This window comes from Pseudomonas sp. BS3767, assembly GCF_900099665.1.
GTDB lineage: Bacteria > Pseudomonadota > Gammaproteobacteria > Pseudomonadales > Pseudomonadaceae > Aquipseudomonas > Aquipseudomonas cerasi.
The window spans coordinates 16126-37016 of record NZ_FNCX01000005.1; the positions used below are offsets into that span (position 1 = coordinate 16126).

Annotated in this window: 20 protein-coding genes; 9 read left to right on the top strand and 11 right to left on the bottom strand. The window is 58.6% G+C overall.

All coding sequences use genetic code 11. The features are described from left to right. Positions 1-88: 88 nt before the first annotated feature. Together BLR16_RS15520 and moaA are read left to right on the top strand one after the other, a co-directional pair. On the top strand, positions 89-1435 hold the full coding sequence (locus BLR16_RS15520; RefSeq protein WP_092194349.1) for a cation:proton antiporter: 1347 nt from the start codon (positions 89-91) through the stop codon (positions 1433-1435). 265 nt (positions 1436-1700) lie between these two features. Further along, on the top strand, positions 1701-2699 hold the full coding sequence (gene moaA, locus BLR16_RS15525; RefSeq protein WP_003317890.1) for a GTP 3',8-cyclase MoaA: 999 nt from the start codon (positions 1701-1703) through the stop codon (positions 2697-2699). Positions 2700-2738: 39 nt separating this feature from the next. Here the strand turns inward: moaA and BLR16_RS15530 are convergent, their stop codons facing one another. The 7 genes from BLR16_RS15530 to BLR16_RS15560 form a co-directional block, all read right to left on the bottom strand. Beyond that, positions 2739-3272 (bottom strand): DUF3833 domain-containing protein, encoded by a 534-nt coding sequence (locus BLR16_RS15530; RefSeq protein ID WP_003367296.1) that lies wholly within the window; start codon positions 3270-3272, stop codon positions 2739-2741. Between the two features lie 17 nt (positions 3273-3289). Continuing rightward, the gene (locus BLR16_RS15535) at positions 3290-3808 is read right to left on the bottom strand and encodes a chalcone isomerase family protein (RefSeq protein ID WP_058416658.1); all 519 of its coding nucleotides are present in this window, start codon (positions 3806-3808) and stop codon (positions 3290-3292) included. Positions 3809-4022: 214 nt separating this feature from the next. Further along, entirely contained in the window at positions 4023-4340 is a 318-nt protein-coding gene (locus BLR16_RS28615) for a hypothetical protein (RefSeq protein WP_003367294.1), read from the bottom strand. Between the two features lie 618 nt (positions 4341-4958). Beyond that, complete coding sequence (locus BLR16_RS15545) at positions 4959-6920, bottom strand: methyl-accepting chemotaxis protein (RefSeq protein WP_074808120.1); 1962 nt, start codon at positions 6918-6920, stop codon at positions 4959-4961. A gap of 372 nt (positions 6921-7292) precedes the next feature. Beyond that, a complete protein-coding gene (gene poxB, locus BLR16_RS15550) occupies positions 7293-9011 on the bottom strand; it encodes a ubiquinone-dependent pyruvate dehydrogenase (protein WP_074808123.1) in 1719 nt (572 codons plus the stop codon). A gap of 156 nt (positions 9012-9167) precedes the next feature. After that, complete coding sequence (gene mrdA / locus BLR16_RS15555) at positions 9168-11057, bottom strand: penicillin-binding protein 2 (protein ID WP_044308376.1); 1890 nt, start codon at positions 11055-11057, stop codon at positions 9168-9170. A 138-nt stretch (positions 11058-11195) separates the two neighbouring features. Continuing rightward, a complete protein-coding gene (locus tag BLR16_RS15560; protein ID WP_072364800.1) occupies positions 11196-11660 on the bottom strand; it encodes a winged helix-turn-helix transcriptional regulator in 465 nt (154 codons plus the stop codon). Positions 11661-11748: 88 nt separating this feature from the next. Here BLR16_RS15560 and BLR16_RS15565 point away from each other — a divergent pair, with 88 nt between their 5' ends. The 3 genes from BLR16_RS15565 (at position 11749) to BLR16_RS15575 (ending at position 14014) form a co-directional block, all read left to right on the top strand. Beyond that, positions 11749-12606, top strand: a complete 858-nt coding sequence (locus BLR16_RS15565; protein ID WP_054081802.1) for an SDR family oxidoreductase — start codon at positions 11749-11751, stop codon at positions 12604-12606. A 97-nt stretch (positions 12607-12703) separates the two neighbouring features. Next, positions 12704-13012, top strand: coding sequence for an RcnB family protein (locus BLR16_RS15570; RefSeq protein WP_003367279.1), 309 nt, complete (start codon positions 12704-12706; stop codon positions 13010-13012). Between the two features lie 168 nt (positions 13013-13180). Continuing rightward, positions 13181-14014 (top strand): AraC family transcriptional regulator, encoded by an 834-nt coding sequence (locus BLR16_RS15575; protein WP_003367277.1) that lies wholly within the window; start codon positions 13181-13183, stop codon positions 14012-14014. A 9-nt stretch (positions 14015-14023) separates the two neighbouring features. Here BLR16_RS15575 and BLR16_RS15580 read toward each other — a convergent pair whose 3' ends face one another. Further along, complete coding sequence (locus BLR16_RS15580) at positions 14024-14608, bottom strand: LysE family translocator (protein WP_161437861.1); 585 nt, start codon at positions 14606-14608, stop codon at positions 14024-14026. A 210-nt stretch (positions 14609-14818) separates the two neighbouring features. On the opposite strand from BLR16_RS15580, the gene BLR16_RS15585 reads away from it, so the two are divergent. The 3 genes from BLR16_RS15585 to BLR16_RS15595 all read left to right on the top strand — a co-directional run bounded on the left by BLR16_RS15585 (position 14819) and on the right by BLR16_RS15595 (position 15926). Then, the gene (locus BLR16_RS15585; RefSeq protein ID WP_003432881.1) at positions 14819-15307 is read left to right on the top strand and encodes a hypothetical protein; all 489 of its coding nucleotides are present in this window, start codon (positions 14819-14821) and stop codon (positions 15305-15307) included. A 63-nt stretch (positions 15308-15370) separates the two neighbouring features. Continuing rightward, positions 15371-15574 (top strand): hypothetical protein, encoded by a 204-nt coding sequence (locus BLR16_RS15590; protein ID WP_003367271.1) that lies wholly within the window; start codon positions 15371-15373, stop codon positions 15572-15574. Positions 15575-15728: 154 nt separating this feature from the next. After that, entirely contained in the window at positions 15729-15926 is a 198-nt protein-coding gene (locus BLR16_RS15595) for a hypothetical protein (protein ID WP_003367267.1), read from the top strand. 6 nt (positions 15927-15932) lie between these two features. Here BLR16_RS15595 and BLR16_RS15600 read toward each other — a convergent pair whose 3' ends face one another. Both BLR16_RS15600 and BLR16_RS15605 read right to left on the bottom strand, forming a co-directional pair. Beyond that, positions 15933-17384 (bottom strand): MFS transporter, encoded by a 1452-nt coding sequence (locus BLR16_RS15600; RefSeq protein ID WP_074808125.1) that lies wholly within the window; start codon positions 17382-17384, stop codon positions 15933-15935. Positions 17385-17445: 61 nt separating this feature from the next. After that, entirely contained in the window at positions 17446-18753 is a 1308-nt protein-coding gene (locus BLR16_RS15605) for an Nramp family divalent metal transporter (RefSeq protein WP_161437878.1), read from the bottom strand. 315 nt (positions 18754-19068) lie between these two features. Between BLR16_RS15605 and BLR16_RS15610 the strand changes: the two genes are divergently transcribed. Beyond that, positions 19069-20487, top strand: a complete 1419-nt coding sequence (locus BLR16_RS15610; RefSeq protein ID WP_074808130.1) for an MFS transporter — start codon at positions 19069-19071, stop codon at positions 20485-20487. 22 nt (positions 20488-20509) lie between these two features. Here the strand turns inward: BLR16_RS15610 and BLR16_RS15615 are convergent, their stop codons facing one another. After that, the gene (locus BLR16_RS15615; protein ID WP_054081804.1) at positions 20510-20734 is read right to left on the bottom strand and encodes a DUF6555 family protein; all 225 of its coding nucleotides are present in this window, start codon (positions 20732-20734) and stop codon (positions 20510-20512) included. Positions 20735-20891 lie beyond the last annotated feature (157 nt).

The following is a 20891-nucleotide window of genomic DNA, read 5'->3' on the forward strand; positions in this document are numbered from 1 at the left end:
GGCAAATTATTTCAACTTATTACCGTGGACGGGAGTCCCACCGTTACGCCCTCTGCTTCGGGCGCATTTTGACGGTGGTTCTTTCTCTATGAGTTTTATTGTCTGCATGGGCGTGCTTGGCGTGCTGTTGATGCTATTGGCGCTCACTTCCTCTTACCTGCGCTGGATGCCAGTGACCACATCGGCCGTGTGCCTGGGATTCGGCTTCGGCATCGGCCCGATGGGCCTGGATATCGTCGATCTGGATTTCGAGAAATCCTACGAGTGGCTGGAACGCCTGACCGAAGTGGCGGTGCTGTTTTCGCTGTTCGGTACCGGCATCAAGTTGCGCCTGCCCTTGCGCGGCAAAGCCTGGCATTCAGCCTATTGGCTGGCCGGGCCGGTGATGCTGGCGACCATCGCTGGCGTGACGGTCGCGGGGCACTACATCATTGGCCTGGACTGGGGCGTGTCGTTGTTGCTCGGCGCGATGCTGTCGCCGACGGACCCGGTACTGGCCGGGATGGTCCAGGTCAACAATGCCCGGGATCAGGACCGCCTGCGCTTCGGCCTGTCCGGCGAAGCGGGCCTCAACGACGGAACCGCGTTTCCATTCGTGATTTTTGCCTTGCTGTACCTGAGTTCCGGGGGCGCGATGGGCGACTGGGTCCAGGGATGGCTGATCAAGGATTTGATCTGGGCGGTGCCGGACGGTCTGTTGATTGGTTACGGGATGGGCCGCGGGGTCGGCCATCTGATGATCTTTCTGCGCATCAAGAACGCCGACAGCACCACCTCGCCCAATGACTTTCTGGCGCTGGCACTGATCGCCCTGGCTTATGTCGTTGCGCAAAGCGTGGGTGCCTTTGGCTTTCTTTCGGTATTTGCCGCCGGATTCGGGCTGCGTCAGGCTGAGGTACGTGTCACGCGGTCAGAGCTGCCGTCCGAGCATGTCGCGCAGCCGGTCCTCGGGCATATGACGTCCTCCCTTGAGCAGGGCACGGTCGCGCAGGTCGACGACATGAGCGACTCGCAACTGGCTGCCGGCGTGATGATGGGCGATATGCTGGCGTTCGGTAGTCTGGTGGAGCGCGCCATGGAAGTCCTGCTGATCACCCTGCTGGGCGCGGCGCTGGCGATGTACTGGGACTGGCGAGCCATTGGCCTGGGTATCGCGCTGTTCTGCGTGATTCGTCCTGCCAGCGTCTGGTTGCTGGTGAGTCGTCGCCTGCTCAATGTCCGACAAAAAGCACTGGTTGGCTGGTTCGGTATTCGTGGGATCGGCAGTCTTTATTACCTGTGTTTTGCCTTGTCGCATGGTCTGGCACACGATGTCGGCCACGTCGTCGTTGGCATGACCCTCTCGGTCGTCGCCCTGAGCATTCTGGTACACGGCATCAGTATCCAGCCTTTGCTGGAGCGTTACGAGCGCAGTTCCGCCGCCAGGCCTGATTGATCAGTCATCAAGGCAAAGCGCCATAGAGCGTGTCGATGAGCGTATTGGAACAAGCAATTGGACTGCGGCATTTCGACTCGGTTAGCGTGGCGTCATCCGGCCAGTGCAAACCGCAATGCGTGCGGCTACTATGTTTATACGCACAAGGCACTTTGCCAGCCTGCGATCAGGTGTGAAATTGGCGCATTACAAATTGGCTGAACCCTTGTCACGCACTGGCCTCCAAACCCGGTAATACAGCCCACTCGATTATTTAGAAGGTGAAATGTCAGAACCCGTCCTGATGGACCGCTTTGCACGTAAGGTCGATTATCTGCGCATGTCGGTCACCGACCGCTGCGATTTTCGCTGCGTGTACTGCATGGCCGAAGAGATGACGTTTCTGCCTCGGCAACAGATTCTGTCGCTGGAGGAGATCCTCCAGGTGGCCGAGCGCTTCGTGGCACTGGGCACGCGCAAGATTCGTCTGACCGGTGGTGAACCGCTGGTACGCGCAGGTGTGGTCGGGCTTTGCGAGAAGATCGCCGCCCTGCCCGGCCTGCGTGAATTGTGCATGACCACCAACGGTTCGCAGCTGGACAAACTGGCTGCCCCGCTGTTCAAGGCCGGCGTCACGCGCCTGAACATCAGCCTGGACAGCCTCGATCCACAGCGTTTCCGCGAGCTGACCCGCACAGGCGATCTGCACAAGGTGATTGCCGGCATCGATGCCGCCAACGCCGCCGGTTTTGTGCACACCAAGCTCAACTGCGTGGTGATGCATGGTCGCAACGATGATGAGATCAACGACCTGCTGGCGTTCGCCATCGATCGCAACCTGGACGTTTCGTTTATCGAAGAAATGCCGCTGGGCATCATCAGCGAACACAGCCGCGCCGAATCCTTCTACTCCAGCGATCAGGTGCGCGAACGCATTGCCGAACGTTACACGCTGGTGCCTTCCACTGACTCGACTCAAGGGCCATCGCGCTACTGGCGCCTGGCCGAGGCACCGGGCATTCGCATCGGCTTCATCTCGCCGCACAGCCACAACTTCTGCGGCACCTGCAATCGCGTGCGCATGACCGTCGAAGGTCGCTTGCTGCTGTGCCTGGGCAACGAGCATTCCGTGGATTTGAAGGCGGTATTGCGCGCCAATCCCGGCCAGCCGGAAAAGCTGGAAAAAGCCATCATCGACGCCATGCAGCTCAAGCCGTGGAGCCACAACTTCACCCACGACGATGGCGTGCAGGTGGTGCGCTTCATGAATATGACGGGCGGCTGACAGCCGCCCTGAAGGATGACGCCTCGTATGAGGCGTTATTTATTTACCGGCCTTGCGAAAGAACAAGGTGATCTGCCCGACTTCGACACCCAGCTTGGTCATCGACGAACGATTGGCCATGGTCTGCTTGTCGATCAGGTACATCCAGTCATCCAGGCTCACGTCATACTCGGTGCCATCCACCGGCAACCTGAGCACATAGTTCCAATGGAAGCTGTTGCCTGACACTTCGCCATAGGCCTCGCCAACCACGTCACCTGCCGTGCCCTTCCAGCGCCCCGGACCATCGGGACGCAAGCGCCACTCCCGGACCTGTTTGGTGCCATCGCTGTAGCTGAAGGCCTCGTGCATGACCAGCACTTCGCCTTCACTGTGCCCGTCGATCACCACGGTAAAGCGCTTGGTGACTTCACCGGAGCGCTTTTGAAACATTCCCCAGGCCTCGACACGCCCGGTGAAGTACTGTCGCAGATCGAGCTTGGGCTCTTCCTGACTGTAACGGGTTACCGGCACACCGCCGCAGCCGCTCAGTACAAGCCCTGCACACAACATCAACATCCACTTTCTCAGCATGCGCCCTCCTTGATGGGTCATGAGCCGGTACTGCCGAGCAACTGCTCGCGAAGCTCCGGGTTACGGGTTTTCGGGTCAAGCCAGATGGAAAAGAAAGCCTTGGCGAACTGGCTGTCGGGCACCACATGCTGGAGCTTGTCGCCAACATAAAACCGCGCTTCGCGGCCAGGCAGGTACACACCGGTAATCTTCATGCCCGGCTGGACGTCGACAAATGACTGGTTCATCTGCTGGCGCCATTCAGTCAGTTGCTGTTCGTTCACCTTCGCACCGGAAATACGCTTGATCTCATCGATACTGGCATCGACGAGGTCTTCACGATCAATGGCTCGGTGGTAAGTCAGCTCAAGGGCCAGCGGTGCATCCGCGACGAAAGGCTTGGCGGGGCTGAGCAACCTGGCCGTATAGATGCGAAAACCGAACAGACTGAGGTCACCGCCACCGACGACCTGAGCATTGGGCAATGCCTCACGCCAATCCGCCGAAGCGCCAGCGCTGAGCAACATCATCAACCATAACCATCGTGGCGCACGCATCGGCAACCTCTGTTTATGTCATGTGCAGGCACTGCCGTGACAGTCACCACAGTCAGCGAGTGAGAAGAGTCAGAATCGCTGACTCATGGCCGGAATCTATACCACCAAAAACGCTTTGTACAACCTGTAGGCCCTCGCCGTCCCGGTGACGAAAACCAAAAAGCCTGTTCCCGATCAGTATCGGGAACAGGCTTCAGGACCTGCGATGCCCTACTCAGGCAACCTGCGAGTGCGCCTGCCGACGGGTCTTCTGCCACTCACCTTTCAACGCCTGCAGCGTGTTCTCCATGTAGGCACGATCGGCAGCGGCTTTCTTGCCGACATAACCCTGGCCACGACGGAACATCTTCAGGGATGCGCGCAGTTGCGGGTGCGCATCACGAAACTCGTGCTCTTGCGTGAACGGCGACATGGCGTCGACGCGAACTTCACCCGACTCGGCCACCCAGGCGATATGATTATCCAGCGTGTCTTTGCACGCAGCAAACAGACGAGCCAGTTCATCAATAGTCGGTTGTGTGTTGATATTCATGTTGATGCCCCTTCGCTCGTAGACTGTTCAATAATTGATACATCAAGTTCATGCGCCAGAACTTCAGCAATGCACACGATTGAGTGTGCGTCGAATACCGTTCCAGCCCTCAAGGACATGCAGGTAGCCTTGATGAAGAGCCGCTACACAGCGGCATCAGCGTAGAGAGAAGAAGTCACGAAACCCAAAGACCCGGCCCAGGATCGGCAATCGATCCGTTACAAGCATCATGAGGACATTTCGCCAGCTTCTCGCCCTTATCGACGACAAATGCCAGTTCAGCTCCATCAATCTGCCTTGTGGGCAGCCTACATCCGGGAACATCTCGACGGCTTGCCGAGCCTGTTCATCACACCTTTTGCAGCGCTCCCGATCGGGGAGACAGCTGCATAATGCAAAAGGAAAATGGGCACGTCAACGATTATGTAGTGATTATTTTTTATCACTACATAATCGTATGAGGGACGTGGGGTTACGTAAAAAGGTGACTGAATGGTCATGGGGGTACAGGTTATCAAGGGTGGTCAGGGACATCGGCACGACGGCCTCTGAAGACCAGCAAAAAGGCCTGAAAGCGTTCGCTTCCAGGCCTTTTCACAACACACAAACAGCTGACTGTCAGCTCACCTTGAAGCGCCCCACCAGGCCCTGCTGCTGCTCCGCCAGACGCGCGAGTTCGCGGCTGGTGACGGCGGTCTGCTCGGCACCTGCACTCACCTGAATGACCAGCGAGTTGATGTCGTCGACGTTGCGGTGGATCTCTTCGGCCACCAGGCTTTGCTCTTCAGCGGCCGAAGCGACCTGGATGTTGCGGTCGCTGATGGTCGCAATGCCTTCGGCGATCTCTTCCAGCAGTTCACCAGCGCGCACGACGTTGCTGGCACCCTCCTGCGCCTTGCCCAGGGTTTCCTGCATCGACGCGGCAGCGCGTTCCGAGCCGGACTGCAGGTTGGCGATCATTTTCTGGATGCTGACGGTAGAGTCCTGAGTCTTCTTGGCCAGATTGCGCACTTCGTCGGCAACCACCGCGAAACCACGCCCCTGCTCGCCGGCACGTGCAGCCTCAATGGCTGCGTTGAGCGCCAGCAGGTTGGTCTGGTCGGCGACGCCACGAATGACATCGAGCACCGAGGAGATCGAGTTGCTCTCGCCCTTGAGCTCGTCAATGATCCGTGAAGTCTCTTCTGCCTGCACCGAGAGCCCCTGAATCAGGCCGATGGTGTTGTCGATTTCGGTCTTGCCCTGCAGGGTGCTGTTGTTGACGCGCTGCGACATCTCGGCCGCGTCAGTGGTGCTGCGTGCTACATCCTTCACCGTGGCACTCATCTCGCTGATGGCAGTGGCGACCTGATCAGTGCCCTGGCGTTGTTGCGCCACGTTCTGATTGGTTTGCAACGCCACTGCGGAAGACTGCTCGGCGGCGGTGGCAACCTGTGCCGTGGCGCTGCCGATGTCGCGGATGACATCACTGATCTGTTGCGCCATGTTGTCCAGATTGCGCGAGATCTCGCCGAACTCGTCCTTACCGACATAACGGGTCCGGGCCGTCAGGTCACGTGTGGAGAGTGCCATCAGCGTGCGGTTCACATCGACAACCGCAACCTTGATGTTGCGGATGATCACCGACGCCAGCCACAGCACCACGATCAGCATCAGAACGACAGTGGCAACAGCCACGTACAGGCTGCTTTGAGCGGAGCTACGCGCATCCGTTGCCAGGCCGACGACGTTCTGGCCAAGCTCTGCTTCTACATTGGCCATCATGTCGATACGCGCGGTGGAAAGGTTGAACCAGTCTTCCGGATTGACGTTGAGCGGGTCACCCAGCGGAGTATCGAAGCCCAGACGCTGCAAGCGCGCCACTTCGAGCGATCCTGGTTGCTGCAAAACGGCATTGAGTTTGGTTTTGAAGGCTTCAGGTGACCAGCGCTGGAACGCTTCGAAATACCCCGAGAACTCGCCCAGGTTGCGGCTGAAGCGTGATAACAGTGCGGCGTCAAACCGGTTCTGATTGAATGCCAGACCAAGCAATACACGCTCGCGACCGGCACGTTCCTTCATATCCACGAACTGATTGAGCGAGCTCAGGCCGCGCAATATTTCCGGATCCTCGATACTCGATTCCATTGAGTAAGAGAAGCCTATGAGTGTCTTGATAATGTCGGTGAAGCGCGTACCGGATTCTGTATTGTTGATCCCGAGCGAATCGACCTTGAGGCGCAGAGCGATCAGCTCCTCGAATGCGCGGTTGACCTTATCAGGTCCGGGAATACCGTCGGTGGACTGGGCGCGCATCTCACTTATCGCCTTGTCGGTTTCCTGACGAAACGTTTTCAGCTTGTCCTGCATGGACTTGCCGCCGCTACCCAGAAATACGCCGCTGGCGCCACGTTCGCGCTGGAGAGTGGTGACTACGTCACTCACTTTCTGTGCGGCGCTGGTGGCTGTCACTGCGCGCCTCATATCACCGAGGTTTTCACTTTTGTCAGCGACGAACAAACCTGCAAAGGCAAGGAAGCCCAATAGGGGGAATATTAAAATAAGCAGCAGTTTCATACTCAAAGGAGCATTTCTAAGCATTGCAGACCTCATGACGTGCAGACTTTTCTATAAAGAATATCCAGGGCGTAACGTTCTGTAGCGTCGACGTTTTTTTTCGCCAGGGACTGTTCGGTAATCAGCCTGCCGTAGCCGATCTTGCTTCCGTATCACTGTCTCGGCTGTCTTCCGGGAAGCTTTACCCACTATTTGAATTTGTTAGTTCAAACAGCGAACTCAATAAAGCACAGGGTGCAAGAAGTTTGGATCCACAAAGAAATGACCGCCTTGGGCGGTTATGATGAGAAGAGAAATATAAATCCACCGAGAGCGTCACCTGTAACGGCGAAGACAATCTCGATGGATAGAAGTTGCAACTTTTTTCTATTCAACCCATACGTTTTTTATAACTGATTAACGCAGGTTGGTTTTCGCCAGCTCCAGCACTTCACTGCCGCGCCCGCTCATGATCGCGCGCATCATGTACAGGCTGAAGCCCTTGGCCTGGGCCAGCTTGATTTTCGGTGGGATGCCCAGCTCCTGCTTGGCAGTGACAACGTCGATCAGCACCGGACCGGGATGATCGAACGCCTTGCGCAAGGCGGCAGGCAACTCTTCGGCGTTCTCGACACGCAGGCCCAGAATGCCTGCGCCCAGGGCAATCCCGGCGAAGTTGGTTTCATGCAGGTCAGTGCCATGCGGCACGTAGCCGCTGGCTTTCATTTCCATGTCGACGAAGCCCAGCGAGCTGTTGTTGAACACCACCATCTTGATAGGCAGGTTCAACTGACGAATGCTGAGCAAGTCGCCCAGCAACATGGACAGACCGCCGTCGCCACACAAGGCTACGACCTGACGATCCGGATGTTCAGCCTTGGCCCCCAGAGCTTGTGGCAAAGCGTTGGCCATCGAGCCGTGGTTGAACGAGCCGAGCAGACTGCGCCTGCCATTCATGTGCAGATAGCGTGCAGCCCACAGCGTCGGCGTACCGACGTCGACGGTAAAGATCGCATCGGCATCCGCCTGCTCGTCGACCAGTCGAGTGAGGTACTGCGGATGAATCGGCGTACCATCTGGCGTCGGGGTGGCCAGTTCGTCCAGTTCCTCACGGGCCTTGGCGTAGTGCTTCAGGGCCTTGTCGAGGAAACGGCGATCGGTGTGCGGCCTGAGCTTTGGCTGAAGCGCCTCCAGGGTTTCCCGCACCCCGCCCACCAGACCCAGCGCCACCGGCGTGCGACGCCCTAGCTGGGTCGGATCGAGATCGATCTGGATGATGTCGGCTTTTTCGGGGTAGAAATTCCGATAGGGGAAGCTGCTGCCGAGAATCACCAGCGTGTCGCAGGACAGCATGGCGTGGTAGCCGGAGCTGAAGCCGATCAGGCCGGTCATGCCGACGTCGAAGGGATTGTCGTATTCGACATGCTGCTTGCCGCGCAATGCGTGAACGATCGGCGCGCCCAGCGTATCCGCCAACGCCAGAACCTGCTCGTGGGCACCCTCGCAACCCGCACCGCACAGGAGTGTGACGGCTTTGGAATCGTTGAGCATGTCGGCCATCGACTGCAGATCGTTTTCGGCAGGCACCACGCTGGGCGCTGTAGCCTCGATCCATTTTGCCGCGACATCCGGCGCAGCGCTGAGCGCCACGTCGCCCGGCAAGACGATTACCGCCACACCTTTCTGACTGATCGCAGCACGCATGGCACGTTCCAGCACACGCGGGAACTGCTCGGGATTGCTGACCAGTTCGACGAAGTGGCTGCACTCCTTGAACAGCTCCTGCGGATGAGTTTCCTGAAAATAATCCAGACCGATTTCCGAAGACGGAATATGCGCAGCAATTGCCAGAACCGGCACCCGGTTGCGATGGCAGTCGTACAGGCCATTGATCAGGTGCAGGTTGCCCGGTCCGCAGCTGCCGGCGCAGACCGCCAGCTTGCCGCTGGACGCCGCCTGCGCACCGGCAGCAAAGGCTGCGACTTCTTCATGACGGGTGTGCATCCAGCGAATCGAATCGGTGCGTTCCAAGCTGTCGGTCAGGCCGTTGAGGCTGTCTCCGGACACCCCCCAGATGTGCGAAACACCCGCCGCTGCGAGGGTTTGCGCGAGATGGTCGGCAATGGTCTTGGACATTCCGGGTTCCTTGTCGAGGCAATGATAATGAGTTCGGTAAAACGCGCGCAGCGCTCTGCCACGCCTGTTGTGGTCGACCCGATGCATTCTCGACAGTTCAGAAAACCTGAGCCCTGTTCAGGGCTCGGTCGTTCGGCAAGCGTTTTAAAACGCTGATCAGGCGTGCGGGTTGCCCGGCGCCTTGGTGGGTGTGGCGTACTCAGGCTTGAGCTTGCCCTCGCTGTCCAGCAGCCAGGCATCGAGAATCTCCCGCACCACGGGGCCTGCTACCCGGCCACCCGCCTCGCCGTTCTCGATTGTCACCGACACGACGATTTTCGGATGGTCGGCCGGCGCGAAACCGACGAACAAGGCGTTGTCGCGGTTACGCTCAAGGGTCTTCAGACGGTTATAGCGCTCACCCTGCTTGATCGCCACCACCTGCGCCGTACCACTTTTGCCGGCGATGCGGTACTGAGCGCCCTTGGCCGCATCCCGCGCAATGCCGCGGGGATCGTGCATGACCATCTGCATGCCGGTATTGACCTGATTCCATTCATTGGGATCGCGCAACACGATATTTGGCATCGGATGCTCGTCGACGGGTGCCTTATCACCGACTTCCATCGCCAGATGCGGTCGATGCCAGACACCCTTGCTGGCAATCAGTGAAGTGGCCTGAGCCAGTTGCAACGGCGTGACCTGCATGTAGCCCTGGCCAATGCCGAGAATCACCGTTTCGCCGGGGAACCATGCCTGGCGACGCGTGGCCCGCTTCCATTCGCGGGACGGCATAAGCCCTGCAGACTCCTCGAACATGTCCAGCGACACCTTCTGGCCGATACCGAACATGGTCATGTAGTCGTGCAGGCGGTCGATGCCGAGCTTGTGCGCCACCGTGTAGAAATAGGTGTCATTGGAACGCATGATCGCCGTGTCCATGTCCACCCAGCCATCGCCACTGTGGTTCCAGTTACGGTATTTGTGGTCGAAGTCCGGCAACTGGAAGTAGCCGGGATCGAAGACCTTTGTCGAGGCGGTCATCACGCCGCTGTCGAGACCGGCAATCGCCACTTCCGGCTTGACCGTCGAGCCCGGTGCGTACAGGCCACGCAGCACTCGGTTGAACAGTGGCCGGTCAATGGAATCGCGCAGCGCCGCATACTGTTTGAAGCTGATGCCGGTGACGAACAGGTTGGGGTCGAAGCTTGGCTTGCTGACCATCGCCAGCACGTCACCGGTTTCCGGGTCCAGTGCAACCACGGAGCCGCGTCGATCACCCAGCGCGTTTTCCGCCGCAGCCTGCAAATGCGCGTCCAGCGTGAGGGTAATGTTCTTGCCCGGCACCGGGTCAGTGTGTTTCAGCACGCGCAGCACGCGGCCCTGGGCGTTGGTTTCGACCTCTTCATAGCCTACGTGGCCGTGCAGCTCAGACTCGTAGAAGCGCTCGACGCCGGTCTTGCCGATGGACTGCGTGCCGCGATACTCGTTATCGAGATGGGCCGCTTCCTTTTCGTTGATGCGGCCGACGTAGCCGATCGAATGCGCGAAATGGGCGCCCAACGGGTAATGGCGAACGAACTGCGCCGCCACGTCCACGCCCGGCAGCAGGTACTGATTGACCGCTAGAATAGCGATCTGCTCTTCGGTGAGTTCATAGAGCAATGTTGCCGGTTCGAACGGATGACGGACCTGCTTCAGTTCTTTGTCGAACAGAATCCGGTCTTCGTCGGGCAATTCCAGCAGGGTCATCAGTTCGTCGATCACCTTGTGCCAGTCGCCGGCGCGTTCACGGGTCAGGGTCAGGTTGAAACTGGGGCGATTGTCGGCAAGCACTTCGCCATTGCGGTCAAAGATCAAACCGCGCTCGGGCGGGATCGGCAGCACGTGAACACGGTTGTTTTCGGAAATGGTCGAGTGATAGTCGAACTCGGTGACTTGCAGGAAATACATGCGCGCGACCAGACAGGCAGCCAGCAGGCCGACCAGCACCGCGCAGGCAATCAGGCGCTGATTGACCAGCCGCGTCTCTTTTTCGTGGTCTTTCAGGGGAATTGGATTGGGCATTTCTACAGCTTCTCGGTGAAGGGCAAACGGCGCAACTAAACGTGTATATAAAGATTTCGGCGCGCACCATACCAAGAAGCGGCTGATTACAGGCGATCAAGCCGACAATCACAGGATGAAAAATCTGTCAGAAAAGACTCATTCGGGCGTGATCTGCAGCGTATTCGACGCTTCGCGGGCCTGCATGATGCGCGGCAGATTGGTCTCGATCCAGGTGACGAGGGTTTCAACCTGCAAGGCGACCTCTTCGCCCATTGGGGTCAAGCGGTACTGAACATGCGGAGGCACTATCGGCAACGACTTGCGGCTGACGAAACCATCATGCTCCAGATGTTGAAGCGTTTGCGCGAGCATTTTCTCGCTTACCCCGCCGATCTTGCGGCGTACTTCGCTGAAGCGATGCATGCCACCCCGCAACACCACCAGCACCAGCACGCCCCAACGGCTGCAGACATGATTGAGCACCACCCGCGAAGGACAGTCAGTGGCCAGCACCTGGCCCTGACGGACCAGCGCCAATAGCGTCTCGGCCGCTTCCGGCGGGAAGCCTTGCTGCATAACACCTGATTGCCGGGTACTTGATTGCGAAGCGGATTCGCTCATGACACTTACCTTTTTGTACGTACTCACTAAAGGTAAGCATCATGACTATGCTGGCGCTTCCTTTCAACCTGATTCAAGGAATCATTCCATGATCGTTGTCACCGGTGCCACAGGCCAGCTTGGCCGCCTCGTCATTGAACAGTTGCTCAGCCGCGTACCCGCTTCGCAAATCATCGCCGCCGTGCGCAGTCCGGAAAAGGCCGCCGATCTGTCCAGGCAGGGTACTCAGGTTCGTCAGGCCGACTATTCACAGCCTGCGACACTCGACAGTGCATTTGCCGGTGCCGACAAAGTGCTGCTGATTTCCTCCAGCGAAGTGGGTCAGCGCCTGCCGCAGCACAAGGCGGTGATTGATGCGGCCAAGCGCGCCGGGGTCAAGCTGCTGGCCTACACCAGCGTTCTGCGTGCCAAGACCTCGGCATTGAGCCTGGCCAGGGAGCACAGCGAAACCGAAGAGTACCTGAGCGCCAGCGGCCTGCCGTTCGTGTTGCTGCGCAATGGCTGGTACACCGAAAACTACACCGCAGGCATTCCGGGCGCACTGACCCATGGCGCGGTCATGGGCAGTGCCGACGAGGGTCGTATCAGCTCTGCTTCGCGTCTGGATTACGCCGAGGCGGCCGCAGTGCTGCTGACATCGGAAACGACACAGGCTGGTAAGGTGTATGAGCTGGCAGGCGACGAGTCCTACACGCTGTCCGAATTTGCAGCGCAGTTGTCGACGCAGAGCGGCAAGTCCCTGCCTTACGTCAACCTGCCACAGGCCGAATTCGAAGCCGCGCTTATCCAGGCAGGCCTGCCTGACTTCGTGGCCCGGTTGCTGGCAGATTCCGATGCCGCTGCTGCCAAGGGCGCCCTGTTCGATGACAGTCGCCAGTTGAGCGCGCTGATCGGCCGCCCGACCACCCCGCTTTCGGCAACCATCGCCGAGGCACTGAAAGGCTGAGCACAGCAAACCCGATCGAATGATTTGCCACGGTGAAGGTCCGAGTTATTACGAGGCATTAAGCCATCGCCTGATACCAAAGACTGGGAGTCTTCACATGAACAGCAAATCGTTGATCGCCTGCATGACCTTGCTCGGCTGCTTTTCCGCCGTCACCCTGCCCGTTCACGCGGCAGAGACGGCGGACCCGAAAGTCACCGAATCCAAGGACAACGTCCATGAGCTGGAAGTAGGCTCCCGCGTTCCGGAAAAATATCGCCGCAGCGACCTGGAAGTGAAGGACTGGAAAAGCAAAGGCCTGGAAACACCCGCCAAGGAAAGCGAATGGGTAAAGATTAACGACAAGTACGTGCGTTTCCAGAAGGTCAATGGCCAGATCATGGACATCGTGCCGGTCAAGAAGTAAGGCGCAGCCTGCTTCGCCAGTGCTCTGCGTGAACATGTCCGAGCGCCGCAGGGCGCCGTGCAGGGCATGCCAGCGCAGAGTTCGTCTCGACAGGCCAACATCGCATGAGCGATGGCCAATATCGCTCAGCATCCGGTACTCTCGTCGCTCTGCCGACGGGATATCAGCATGAACCGCAACGAACCCAGCAAATCGACCGCAACCCCTTTTTTCTGGCGCGATGAGCACCTTTCGTTCATCGAAGCCCGTTCTGTAGAGGATGGCCGACGGGTCTGTTACGCGCCTCACTCGCATGAAATCTTTTCCGTCGGCGCGATCACTGCTGGACAGAGCACCTATGTGCATGAAAAGACCTCACAGTGCGTCACGTCAGGCACTGTAGTGTTGATGAATCCGGGCGACGTGCATGCCTGCAACCCGATCAATGACCAGGCCTGGTCGTATCTGATGCTCTATGTGGACAGCGGCTGGCTGGGCGACATTCAGGGCGAAACGGGGTTGAATGCCGGGCACGGTTTTCAACCATTGCCCCATACGCACAGCGATGATTCGATCCTGTTCGCTGCATTGACTGCGCTGTTCCAGACGCTGACTGATACGAGAATCGATACGCTGCAAAAACACTGCTCAGCCGTGGCCTTCTTTACCCTGATGCTGGAGTCACTCGGCACGGCACCGGCACGGCCCCGCCCACCATCACCTCGCGTTGCCCGAGCCGCCGAATACATCAACGACAATTTCACCCGGCCCATCAGGCTTTCCGACATTTGTGCCGCAGCCAATCTCTCGGCGTCCTACCTGATTCGCTCGTTCGAACAGCGCTATCATCTGACTCCGCATGCCTACCTGCTCAATCGGCGGATCCAGCATGCCCGCAGACAGCTGAAAAGCGGCAAGATGATCGCCGATGTTGCTCAGGAGGCAGGCTTTGCCGATCAGGCGCACTTTCAACGTGAGTTCAAAAAGCATCTGGCAGCAACGCCAGGGCAGTATCGGCTGTGATGACACGGGTCAGATCAGCAGATATACCGCGCAGCCAGCCAGTAGTAGCGCCATGATGCGGTTGAAGACGCGCACACTTGCCGCGCTGCGCAAGCAATGCCCAAGAAAGCTTCCGGCAAAGACCCAGCAGCCCAGCGACAGATAGCACACCACGCAGTAGATTCCTGCGAATTGCCAGATCAAGGCAGCCTCGCCGTTGGCGACAAAAACTCCCATGCCGGCTATCGAAGCCAGCCAGGCTTTGGGGTTGAGCCACTGCATGATTGCTCCGTGCACCAGCGAAGGACCAGCGCCCTGCCCGCTCATGTTCAGTTGTCCACTGTCGATGGCTAGTCGAAACGCCATGTACAGCAGAAATATCACGCCGGACCACTGAATGATTCGGGTCAGAAAGGGCCATTGCTGCAAGGTTTCATGCAGGCCAAAACCGATGAGCAGCAACAAAAGGGTAAAGCCCAGCGTGGCACCCAACACATGGCGCATGGCTGGTCTGACGCCATAGCGTGCACCGGCACTCAGCGCCACGATGTTGACCGGCCCGGGAGTGATGGAAGAAGCCAGTGCAAACGCGGCCATGGAAATCAGCAGACTCATGGAAAACCCCCTTGAATACGATCGGAAATGACCGGATCAAGGTAGTGACGGCAGCGAACCGCGTATTGAATGAAATTACCCTCAATTCGGTTCAGCCTGCCCGACCCTCTGATGCGTGACCAAAACCATTGCTTTTTTGTCCACTTGGCTTACAAATGCACTGTCATGTGCCTGTCACTCTCACTGCCACCTTTTCTGCGAGCCCGCTCCATGTCCAGAACCGTCGCCATTGCCTTCGCTTGCCTGCTTTCAACCACTGCCCATGCGGCCTGCCCGGCTGCGACCCCGGTCGACACGGCGCGCTGGATCTACGAGAAGCACCAGGATTTTTATCTGAATGGCAAAGGCAGCGCTGATTATTTGTCCAAACCTCTGCTGAGCCTGCTCAAGAAGGACTGGGCTTGCCAGAACGGCGATCAATGCGCCGTCAGTGCCAACCCGTGGACCGATGCGCAGGACGGGGATGTGCAGAAGCCGATCGACTGGAAGCTGGTGTCCAACTCGGACAAGCAGGCGGTGGTCGAAATGACCTATAACCTGGGTTACAAGGATGCCCCGCAGCAGCCGGTCGCCAGCCAGACGACACGCCTGCTGCTGGCAAAAAATGCCAGCAGTTGCTGGGTGCTGGAGAACCTTCAGGGGCCACAGGGCGTTGCCTTGATGCAGAGCCTGGAGGAATTTCCCTACGAAGGTGATTGATCGGCCTTGAAACAATCCGCCATTCTCGGTATCACAGGCACTTGAATTTCACGAGCGAGCACCATGAATACCTTTGAGCAATCGATTATTGAGGCTGCGCAGGCCGCCACGCCCAATAACACCGATGCCGAACGCGAAGCCGCCAGAGTCGCCGCCACGCAGGCGGTAGCCGAAATCATGTCCACGCGCAGTGGACTGGACCGCACGCTGGCACTGGCCGAGTTGCTGGATTCCTATTCGGAACACGATGATCAGGAAGATGATTAGGCTGATCGGCACGATGCGAAAAAATGATTGGCCTGTTTATTTATCTGCGGCATTAAAGAAAGCCGACCTTGCCGCCGACAACTCGGTTGGGTGGATTGATGATAGCCACCCGTTCATTTAGTGCGCTCGGATGCGACCTATAAGGGCACCATCCGTGCAGATCGAACAAATGCAAGACATCCAGGCCTACGTCAGGCGCACCGCCGACGAGCTAGAGCGAGTTTCGGCCAACCTCGCCGGGCATCTCCTCTACCTCGAGCGAACCTCCCGTGCACATGAAGCGCAAGAAGTCAGTGAGCGGATCATCGGCCTGCGTGCATCCGTAGATGGCCTTCGCGGTGTGTTCCGTTAACCGCCACTAGTTGTCCACGGCCTGCGACAGCGGTCTCGCTACGTCCTCCAGAGACTTGCGCTCGGCAGCCGCACCCCATATCGCCTGCACCAGCGCCGCCAGCAACATCAGCCCGGCGCCGATCAGATAACCGATCAACACATTGCTGCGCTCACCTGTTTCAATCAACTCCCCAAACAGGGTCGGGCCAATCATACCGCCCAGCCCCGTACCGAACGCGTAGAACACTGCGATTGCCAACGCGCGGATTTCCAGTGGAAAGGTTTCCGCCACTGTCAGGTAGGCCGAGCTGGCCGCTGCCGACGCAAAGAAGAAAATCACCATCCACGCAATGGCCTGCTGGGTCACGTCCAGCACACCTTGCTGGAACAGGTAGCCACTGATTGCCAGCAGTACGCCCGACAGGCCATAAGTGAGGCTGATCATCACCCGCCGGCCAATCACGTCAAACAGTCTACCCAGCAGCAGCGGACCGCAGAAATTACCCAGCGCCAGCGGCAGCACGTACCAGCCGACGCGCTCGGCCGGCACGCTATAGAAGTCGGTCAGCACCAGAGCGTAGGTGAAAAAGATCGCGTTGTAGAAAAACGCCTGGGCGGTGAGCAGCGTCAGGCCTACCAGCGAACGCTGACGAAACGTCACCAGCAACGTCCTGGCGACCTCGCCCAGCGGCGTGTGGTCTCGTGCGTGCAGGCGCAGGGGCTTGCCTGCTACGGCGGGCAATACGTGGCCCTGGCGCTGTAAGTCGGCTTCTATTTGCTCGACGATCTGCTTCGCCTGTTCAGCCTGGCCGTGTATCAACAGCCAGCGCGGGCTTTCCGGCAGCCACAGTCGCATCAGCAGAACCAGCAGACCCAATACCGCACCAATGCCGAAACACAGGCGCCAGCCCAGCTCGGCCCCGATCCACAGGGGGTCGAGCAAGACAATCGAGCCAATCGCACCGAGCGCGGCACCCAGCCAGAACGTGCCGTTGATGGTCAGGTCGACCCAGCCCCGGTAGCGGGCCGGGGTAAATTCCTGAATGGTCGAGTTGATTGCAGTGTACTCGCCACCGATGCCCATACCGGTCAGAAAGCGGAACAGCATGAAGCTCCATACGCTGAAGGAGAACGCCGTAGCGGCCGTCGCACCGACATACAGCAGCAAGGTGATGAAGAACAGCTTGCGGCGCCCGAGACGGTCCGCCAGCCAGCCAAAGAACAACGCGCCCAACACGGCACCGGCAATGTACGCGGCGCCCGCCAGGCCAATGTCGCTATTGGTGAGATTGAGCGCCGGGCTGGCTTTCAAGGCGCCGGCTACCGACCCTGCAAGGGTGACTTCCAGGCCGTCAAGCAGCCAGGTGATGCCCAGCGCCACGACCAGCAAGGTATGGAACCGCCCCCAGGGCAGTCGGTCCAGTCGGGCGGGCAAATCGGTTTCGAAGACGCTGCCCTTGTCGCTCGGTGTGCTCATGTCGGGCTACCTGACGGCTGACATTGGTGTCAGGCTTGAGAGTCGCTGCCGCCGCCCAAGTTCAGCTGATCCAGAACCACAGCAATGTAAGATTGGCCGCCAAGATCAGCCCGAACAGACCCCAGGCAGCCGTTTTCACCAGCCGGCTGTTGACGAACGGCCCCATCAGTTGTGGGTCGCTGGTAAAGCGAATCAGCGGCCAGAGCGCGAATGGCAGCTGCAGGCTCAGCACAACCTGGCTGAGCACCAGCATCTGCCCCACCGAGCTGTCACCCAGCCAGACCACACCGATCAGCGCCGGAATCAGTGCCAGCGCCCGCGTGATCAAGCGCCGCTGCCAGCACGGAATCTTTGCCTGCAGAAAACCTTCGAGCACCACTTGCCCGGCAATCGTGCCGGTAAATGTCGAGCTTTGCCCTGCCGCCAGCAGCGCGATACCGAACAGCACGCTGGCGATCGCGCCACCTACCAGCGGATCGAGCAGGTGATAGGCGTCCTGAATCTCGACCACCTCGGTATGCCCGGTCTTGTGAAAAGCGGCAGCAGCGAGGATCAGAATCGCCGCATTGATCAGCAGTGCCAGGCTCAGCGAACCGATGGTGTCGAGGCGCGCATAGCGAATGGCGCTGGCCTTGCTGGCCTGGTCCGAACCGTTGACCCGCGTCTGCACCACAGACGAATGCAGGTAAAGGTTATGCGGCATGACGGTGGCGCCCAGAATGCCGATGGCGATGTACAGCGGCTCCTGGCTGCTCAATACATCCCAACTCGGCTTCAGACCCGCGACGACGTCCGGCCAGAACGGCTTGATCAGAAACAGCTCGACGGCGAAGCAACTGGCGATGGTTGCAATCAGCCCCAGCACGATGGCCTCCAGACGGCGAAAATTGGCGCCCTGCAAGGCCAACACGATCAGCGTATCGAAGGCGGTCAGCGCCACACCGGTGGTGATGGAGACGCCGAGCAACAGATGAAACGCCAACGCTGCCCCCAGCACTTCGGCCAGATCGGTGGCGATGATCGACAACTCCGCCAGCAGCCACTGGCCCTTGGCGACCTTACGGCTGTAGCGGGCGGCCGACAGCTGCGCCAGATCACGGCCGGTAGCGATGCCCAACCGCGAACAGAGGTTTTGCAAGACCATTCCCGAGAGGCTGGCCAGCACCACCACGAACAGCAGTGAGTAGCCGAAGCGCGACCCGGCCTCGATGGCTGTCGCCCAGTTGCCAGGGTCCATGTAGCCGATGGAAACCAGCAGGCCAGGCCCGACGAACAGCATCATCTTGCGCAGCAAGGACGCGTTCGGCGGAATGGCCACACTGTCGGTAGTCGCCGAGGGGCAGAAAGGAGCGGTGGCAGTAGTGGGCAGTTTGTACGTCACGGGAACCCGGAATGCAGAAAGTTAAGGCATCATCCTAAGGTTTTACGACACATGTTGATACATCATTGCTGGCGTCATGCCTGCTGTTTTTCGCCTGCCTCTCTGCCTGACTAGGTCATCACTGCGCCGTTCTCATTTCCACGCAATTCCATCGCTTTAATGGATCCGATATAAAAAATCGAAAAATTGATCCGGTAAACAATTTTTCATCTTTTAGAGCTCGATAACCGCATTAAAAGACCAATGATTACAAATTGTAAGGAGTAGTATTCAGGCCTTAACAAGAACTCAGGATGGCCATCCATGACCTCATTACCTCATGCCGAGGCAGCCGCGAACGAGCCGTTGCGGGCAGCGTATATCTCGGCGCGCATTGACCGACTGCCTGCGGTCGCGACTATCTGGCGACTGGTCGCCCTGCTGTCTCTCGCCGGTTTTTTCGAGCTTTACGACCTGTTCCAGACCGCGTACATCAGTCCCGGCCTGATCCGCGACGGGATCTTCGCCACAGGAAGCCAGGGTCTGTTTGGTTTCTCCGATCAGGCGGCCTTCGCCTCGGCGACCTTTCTGGGGCTGTTCTTCGGTGCCAGCCTTGTCAGCCCGATTGCCGATCGTTACGGACGCCGTGCGATCTTTACCTTCGCGCTGATCTGGTACACCGTGGCCACCGTAATCATGGGCCTGCAAACCTCTGCACTGGGCGTGATAGGCATGCGCTTCGTCGTGGGTATCGGCCTGGGGGTCGAGCTGGTCACCATCGACACTTACCTGTCGGAACTGGTGCCCAAGCGCATTCGCAGTTCGGCATTCGCCTTTGCCTTCTTCATTCAGTTTTTGTCAGTCCCCAGCGTCGCGCTGATGTCGTGGTGGCTGGTGCCCCAGGACCCTTTCGGTTTTTCCGGCTGGCGTTGGGTAGTGATCAGCAGTGCAGTCTTCGCCCTGTTTGTCTGGTGGCTGCGCTCGGCGCTGCCGGAATCGCCGCGCTGGCTGGCGCAGAAGGCACGCTTCGATGAAGCCGAGCGAATCATGGACGGCATTGAGGCACGCTGCATCAAGGACCACGGCAAACCACTGGATGAGCCTGAACCGGAAAACGTAGCGCTGTCAGGCAACGGCCGATTTGCCGACATGTGGCAGCCACCCTATCGGCGCCGCGCGCTGATGCTGATTGTGTTTCATGTGTTCCAGGCCATCGGCTTCTTTGGCTTCGGCAACTGGCTGCCTGCCCTGCTCTCGGGTCAGGGCCTGAGCGTTACTCACAGCCTGGGGTATGCGTTCGTGATCACGCTGGCTTATCCGCTGGGGCCGCTGCTGTTCGTGAAATTTGCCAACCGCTTCGAAAACAAATGGCAAATCGTCGGTTCGGCGTTGGGGGCGATGATTTTTGGCAGCCTGTTCGCCTTTCAGACCAGCGCGGCAGGACTGATTTTCTGCGGGATCATGATCACGTTCTGCAACGCATGGCTGAGCTTCAGCTACCACTCGTATCAGGGTGAGCTGTTCCCGACCAACATCCGCGCCCGCGCGGTAGGCTTCTGCTACTCGTTCAGCCGACTGTCAACGGTGTTCAGCAGCCTGCTGATCGGGATATTTCTAGACCACTTCGGCACGCCGGGCGTGCTGGCCTTCATCGTCGGCAGCATGTTGATCGTGATCGTCACCATCGGCCGATTCGGGCCACGCACACGCAATCTTGCGCTGGAGCAGATCGCTCACCGATGACAGGGTGCAGGGTTGAGTGGGTTCAGGCCTGAGCCCACTCAACATTGGTGACACCAAAGTGCTCGGCATAGGGTTTCGATACCCGAGCGACCTTCTCCAGTCGATATTTCGGTATGCGTGCGAGACCTGCATCGACACTTGCGTAGTGCCATGCTTCAGCGTTATCCATATTCTCGGTTCGTATATAAAAGCTCTTGAACGAACCATTCAGCAGATAATCAATGCGGTAATGCTTTGGAAGTGCCATTGAAAGTCTGATCCTTTTTCAGCAGTGGCTTGAAGTATAGGTGACTCTATTCGTGGCGAAGAAATTCATTATTTTTTTGATGTCTGCGACCAATGAACTCTTCTTTTGGCTATATCTGTGGATCCCCAACCGCCTGGCAAGTCGTTTGGGATTGGCC

What these genes read in the sequence shown, in the direction of transcription:
- BLR16_RS15520 (WP_092194349.1), top strand. Translation starts at nt 89, where the DNA reads ATGAGTTTTATTGTCTGCATGGGCGTGCTTGGCGTGCTGTTGATGCTA.
- moaA (WP_003317890.1), top strand. Translation starts at nt 1,701, where the DNA reads ATGTCAGAACCCGTCCTGATGGACCGCTTTGCACGTAAGGTCGATTAT.
- BLR16_RS15530 (WP_003367296.1), bottom strand. Translation starts at nt 3,272, where the DNA reads ATGCTGAGAAAGTGGATGTTGATGTTGTGTGCAGGGCTTGTACTGAGC.
- BLR16_RS15535 (WP_058416658.1), bottom strand. Translation starts at nt 3,808, where the DNA reads ATGCGTGCGCCACGATGGTTATGGTTGATGATGTTGCTCAGCGCTGGC.
- BLR16_RS28615 (WP_003367294.1), bottom strand. Translation starts at nt 4,340, where the DNA reads ATGAATATCAACACACAACCGACTATTGATGAACTGGCTCGTCTGTTT.
- BLR16_RS15545 (WP_074808120.1), bottom strand. Translation starts at nt 6,920, where the DNA reads ATGCTTAGAAATGCTCCTTTGAGTATGAAACTGCTGCTTATTTTAATA.
- poxB (WP_074808123.1), bottom strand. Translation starts at nt 9,011, where the DNA reads ATGTCCAAGACCATTGCCGACCATCTCGCGCAAACCCTCGCAGCGGCG.
- mrdA (WP_044308376.1), bottom strand. Translation starts at nt 11,057, where the DNA reads ATGCCCAATCCAATTCCCCTGAAAGACCACGAAAAAGAGACGCGGCTG.
- BLR16_RS15560 (WP_072364800.1), bottom strand. Translation starts at nt 11,660, where the DNA reads ATGAGCGAATCCGCTTCGCAATCAAGTACCCGGCAATCAGGTGTTATG.
- BLR16_RS15565 (WP_054081802.1), top strand. Translation starts at nt 11,749, where the DNA reads ATGATCGTTGTCACCGGTGCCACAGGCCAGCTTGGCCGCCTCGTCATT.
- BLR16_RS15570 (WP_003367279.1), top strand. Translation starts at nt 12,704, where the DNA reads ATGAACAGCAAATCGTTGATCGCCTGCATGACCTTGCTCGGCTGCTTT.
- BLR16_RS15575 (WP_003367277.1), top strand. Translation starts at nt 13,181, where the DNA reads ATGAACCGCAACGAACCCAGCAAATCGACCGCAACCCCTTTTTTCTGG.
- BLR16_RS15580 (WP_161437861.1), bottom strand. Translation starts at nt 14,608, where the DNA reads ATGAGTCTGCTGATTTCCATGGCCGCGTTTGCACTGGCTTCTTCCATC.
- BLR16_RS15585 (WP_003432881.1), top strand. Translation starts at nt 14,819, where the DNA reads ATGTCCAGAACCGTCGCCATTGCCTTCGCTTGCCTGCTTTCAACCACT.
- BLR16_RS15590 (WP_003367271.1), top strand. Translation starts at nt 15,371, where the DNA reads ATGAATACCTTTGAGCAATCGATTATTGAGGCTGCGCAGGCCGCCACG.
- BLR16_RS15600 (WP_074808125.1), bottom strand. Translation starts at nt 17,384, where the DNA reads ATGAGCACACCGAGCGACAAGGGCAGCGTCTTCGAAACCGATTTGCCC.
- BLR16_RS15610 (WP_074808130.1), top strand. Translation starts at nt 19,069, where the DNA reads ATGACCTCATTACCTCATGCCGAGGCAGCCGCGAACGAGCCGTTGCGG.
- BLR16_RS15615 (WP_054081804.1), bottom strand. Translation starts at nt 20,734, where the DNA reads ATGGCACTTCCAAAGCATTACCGCATTGATTATCTGCTGAATGGTTCG.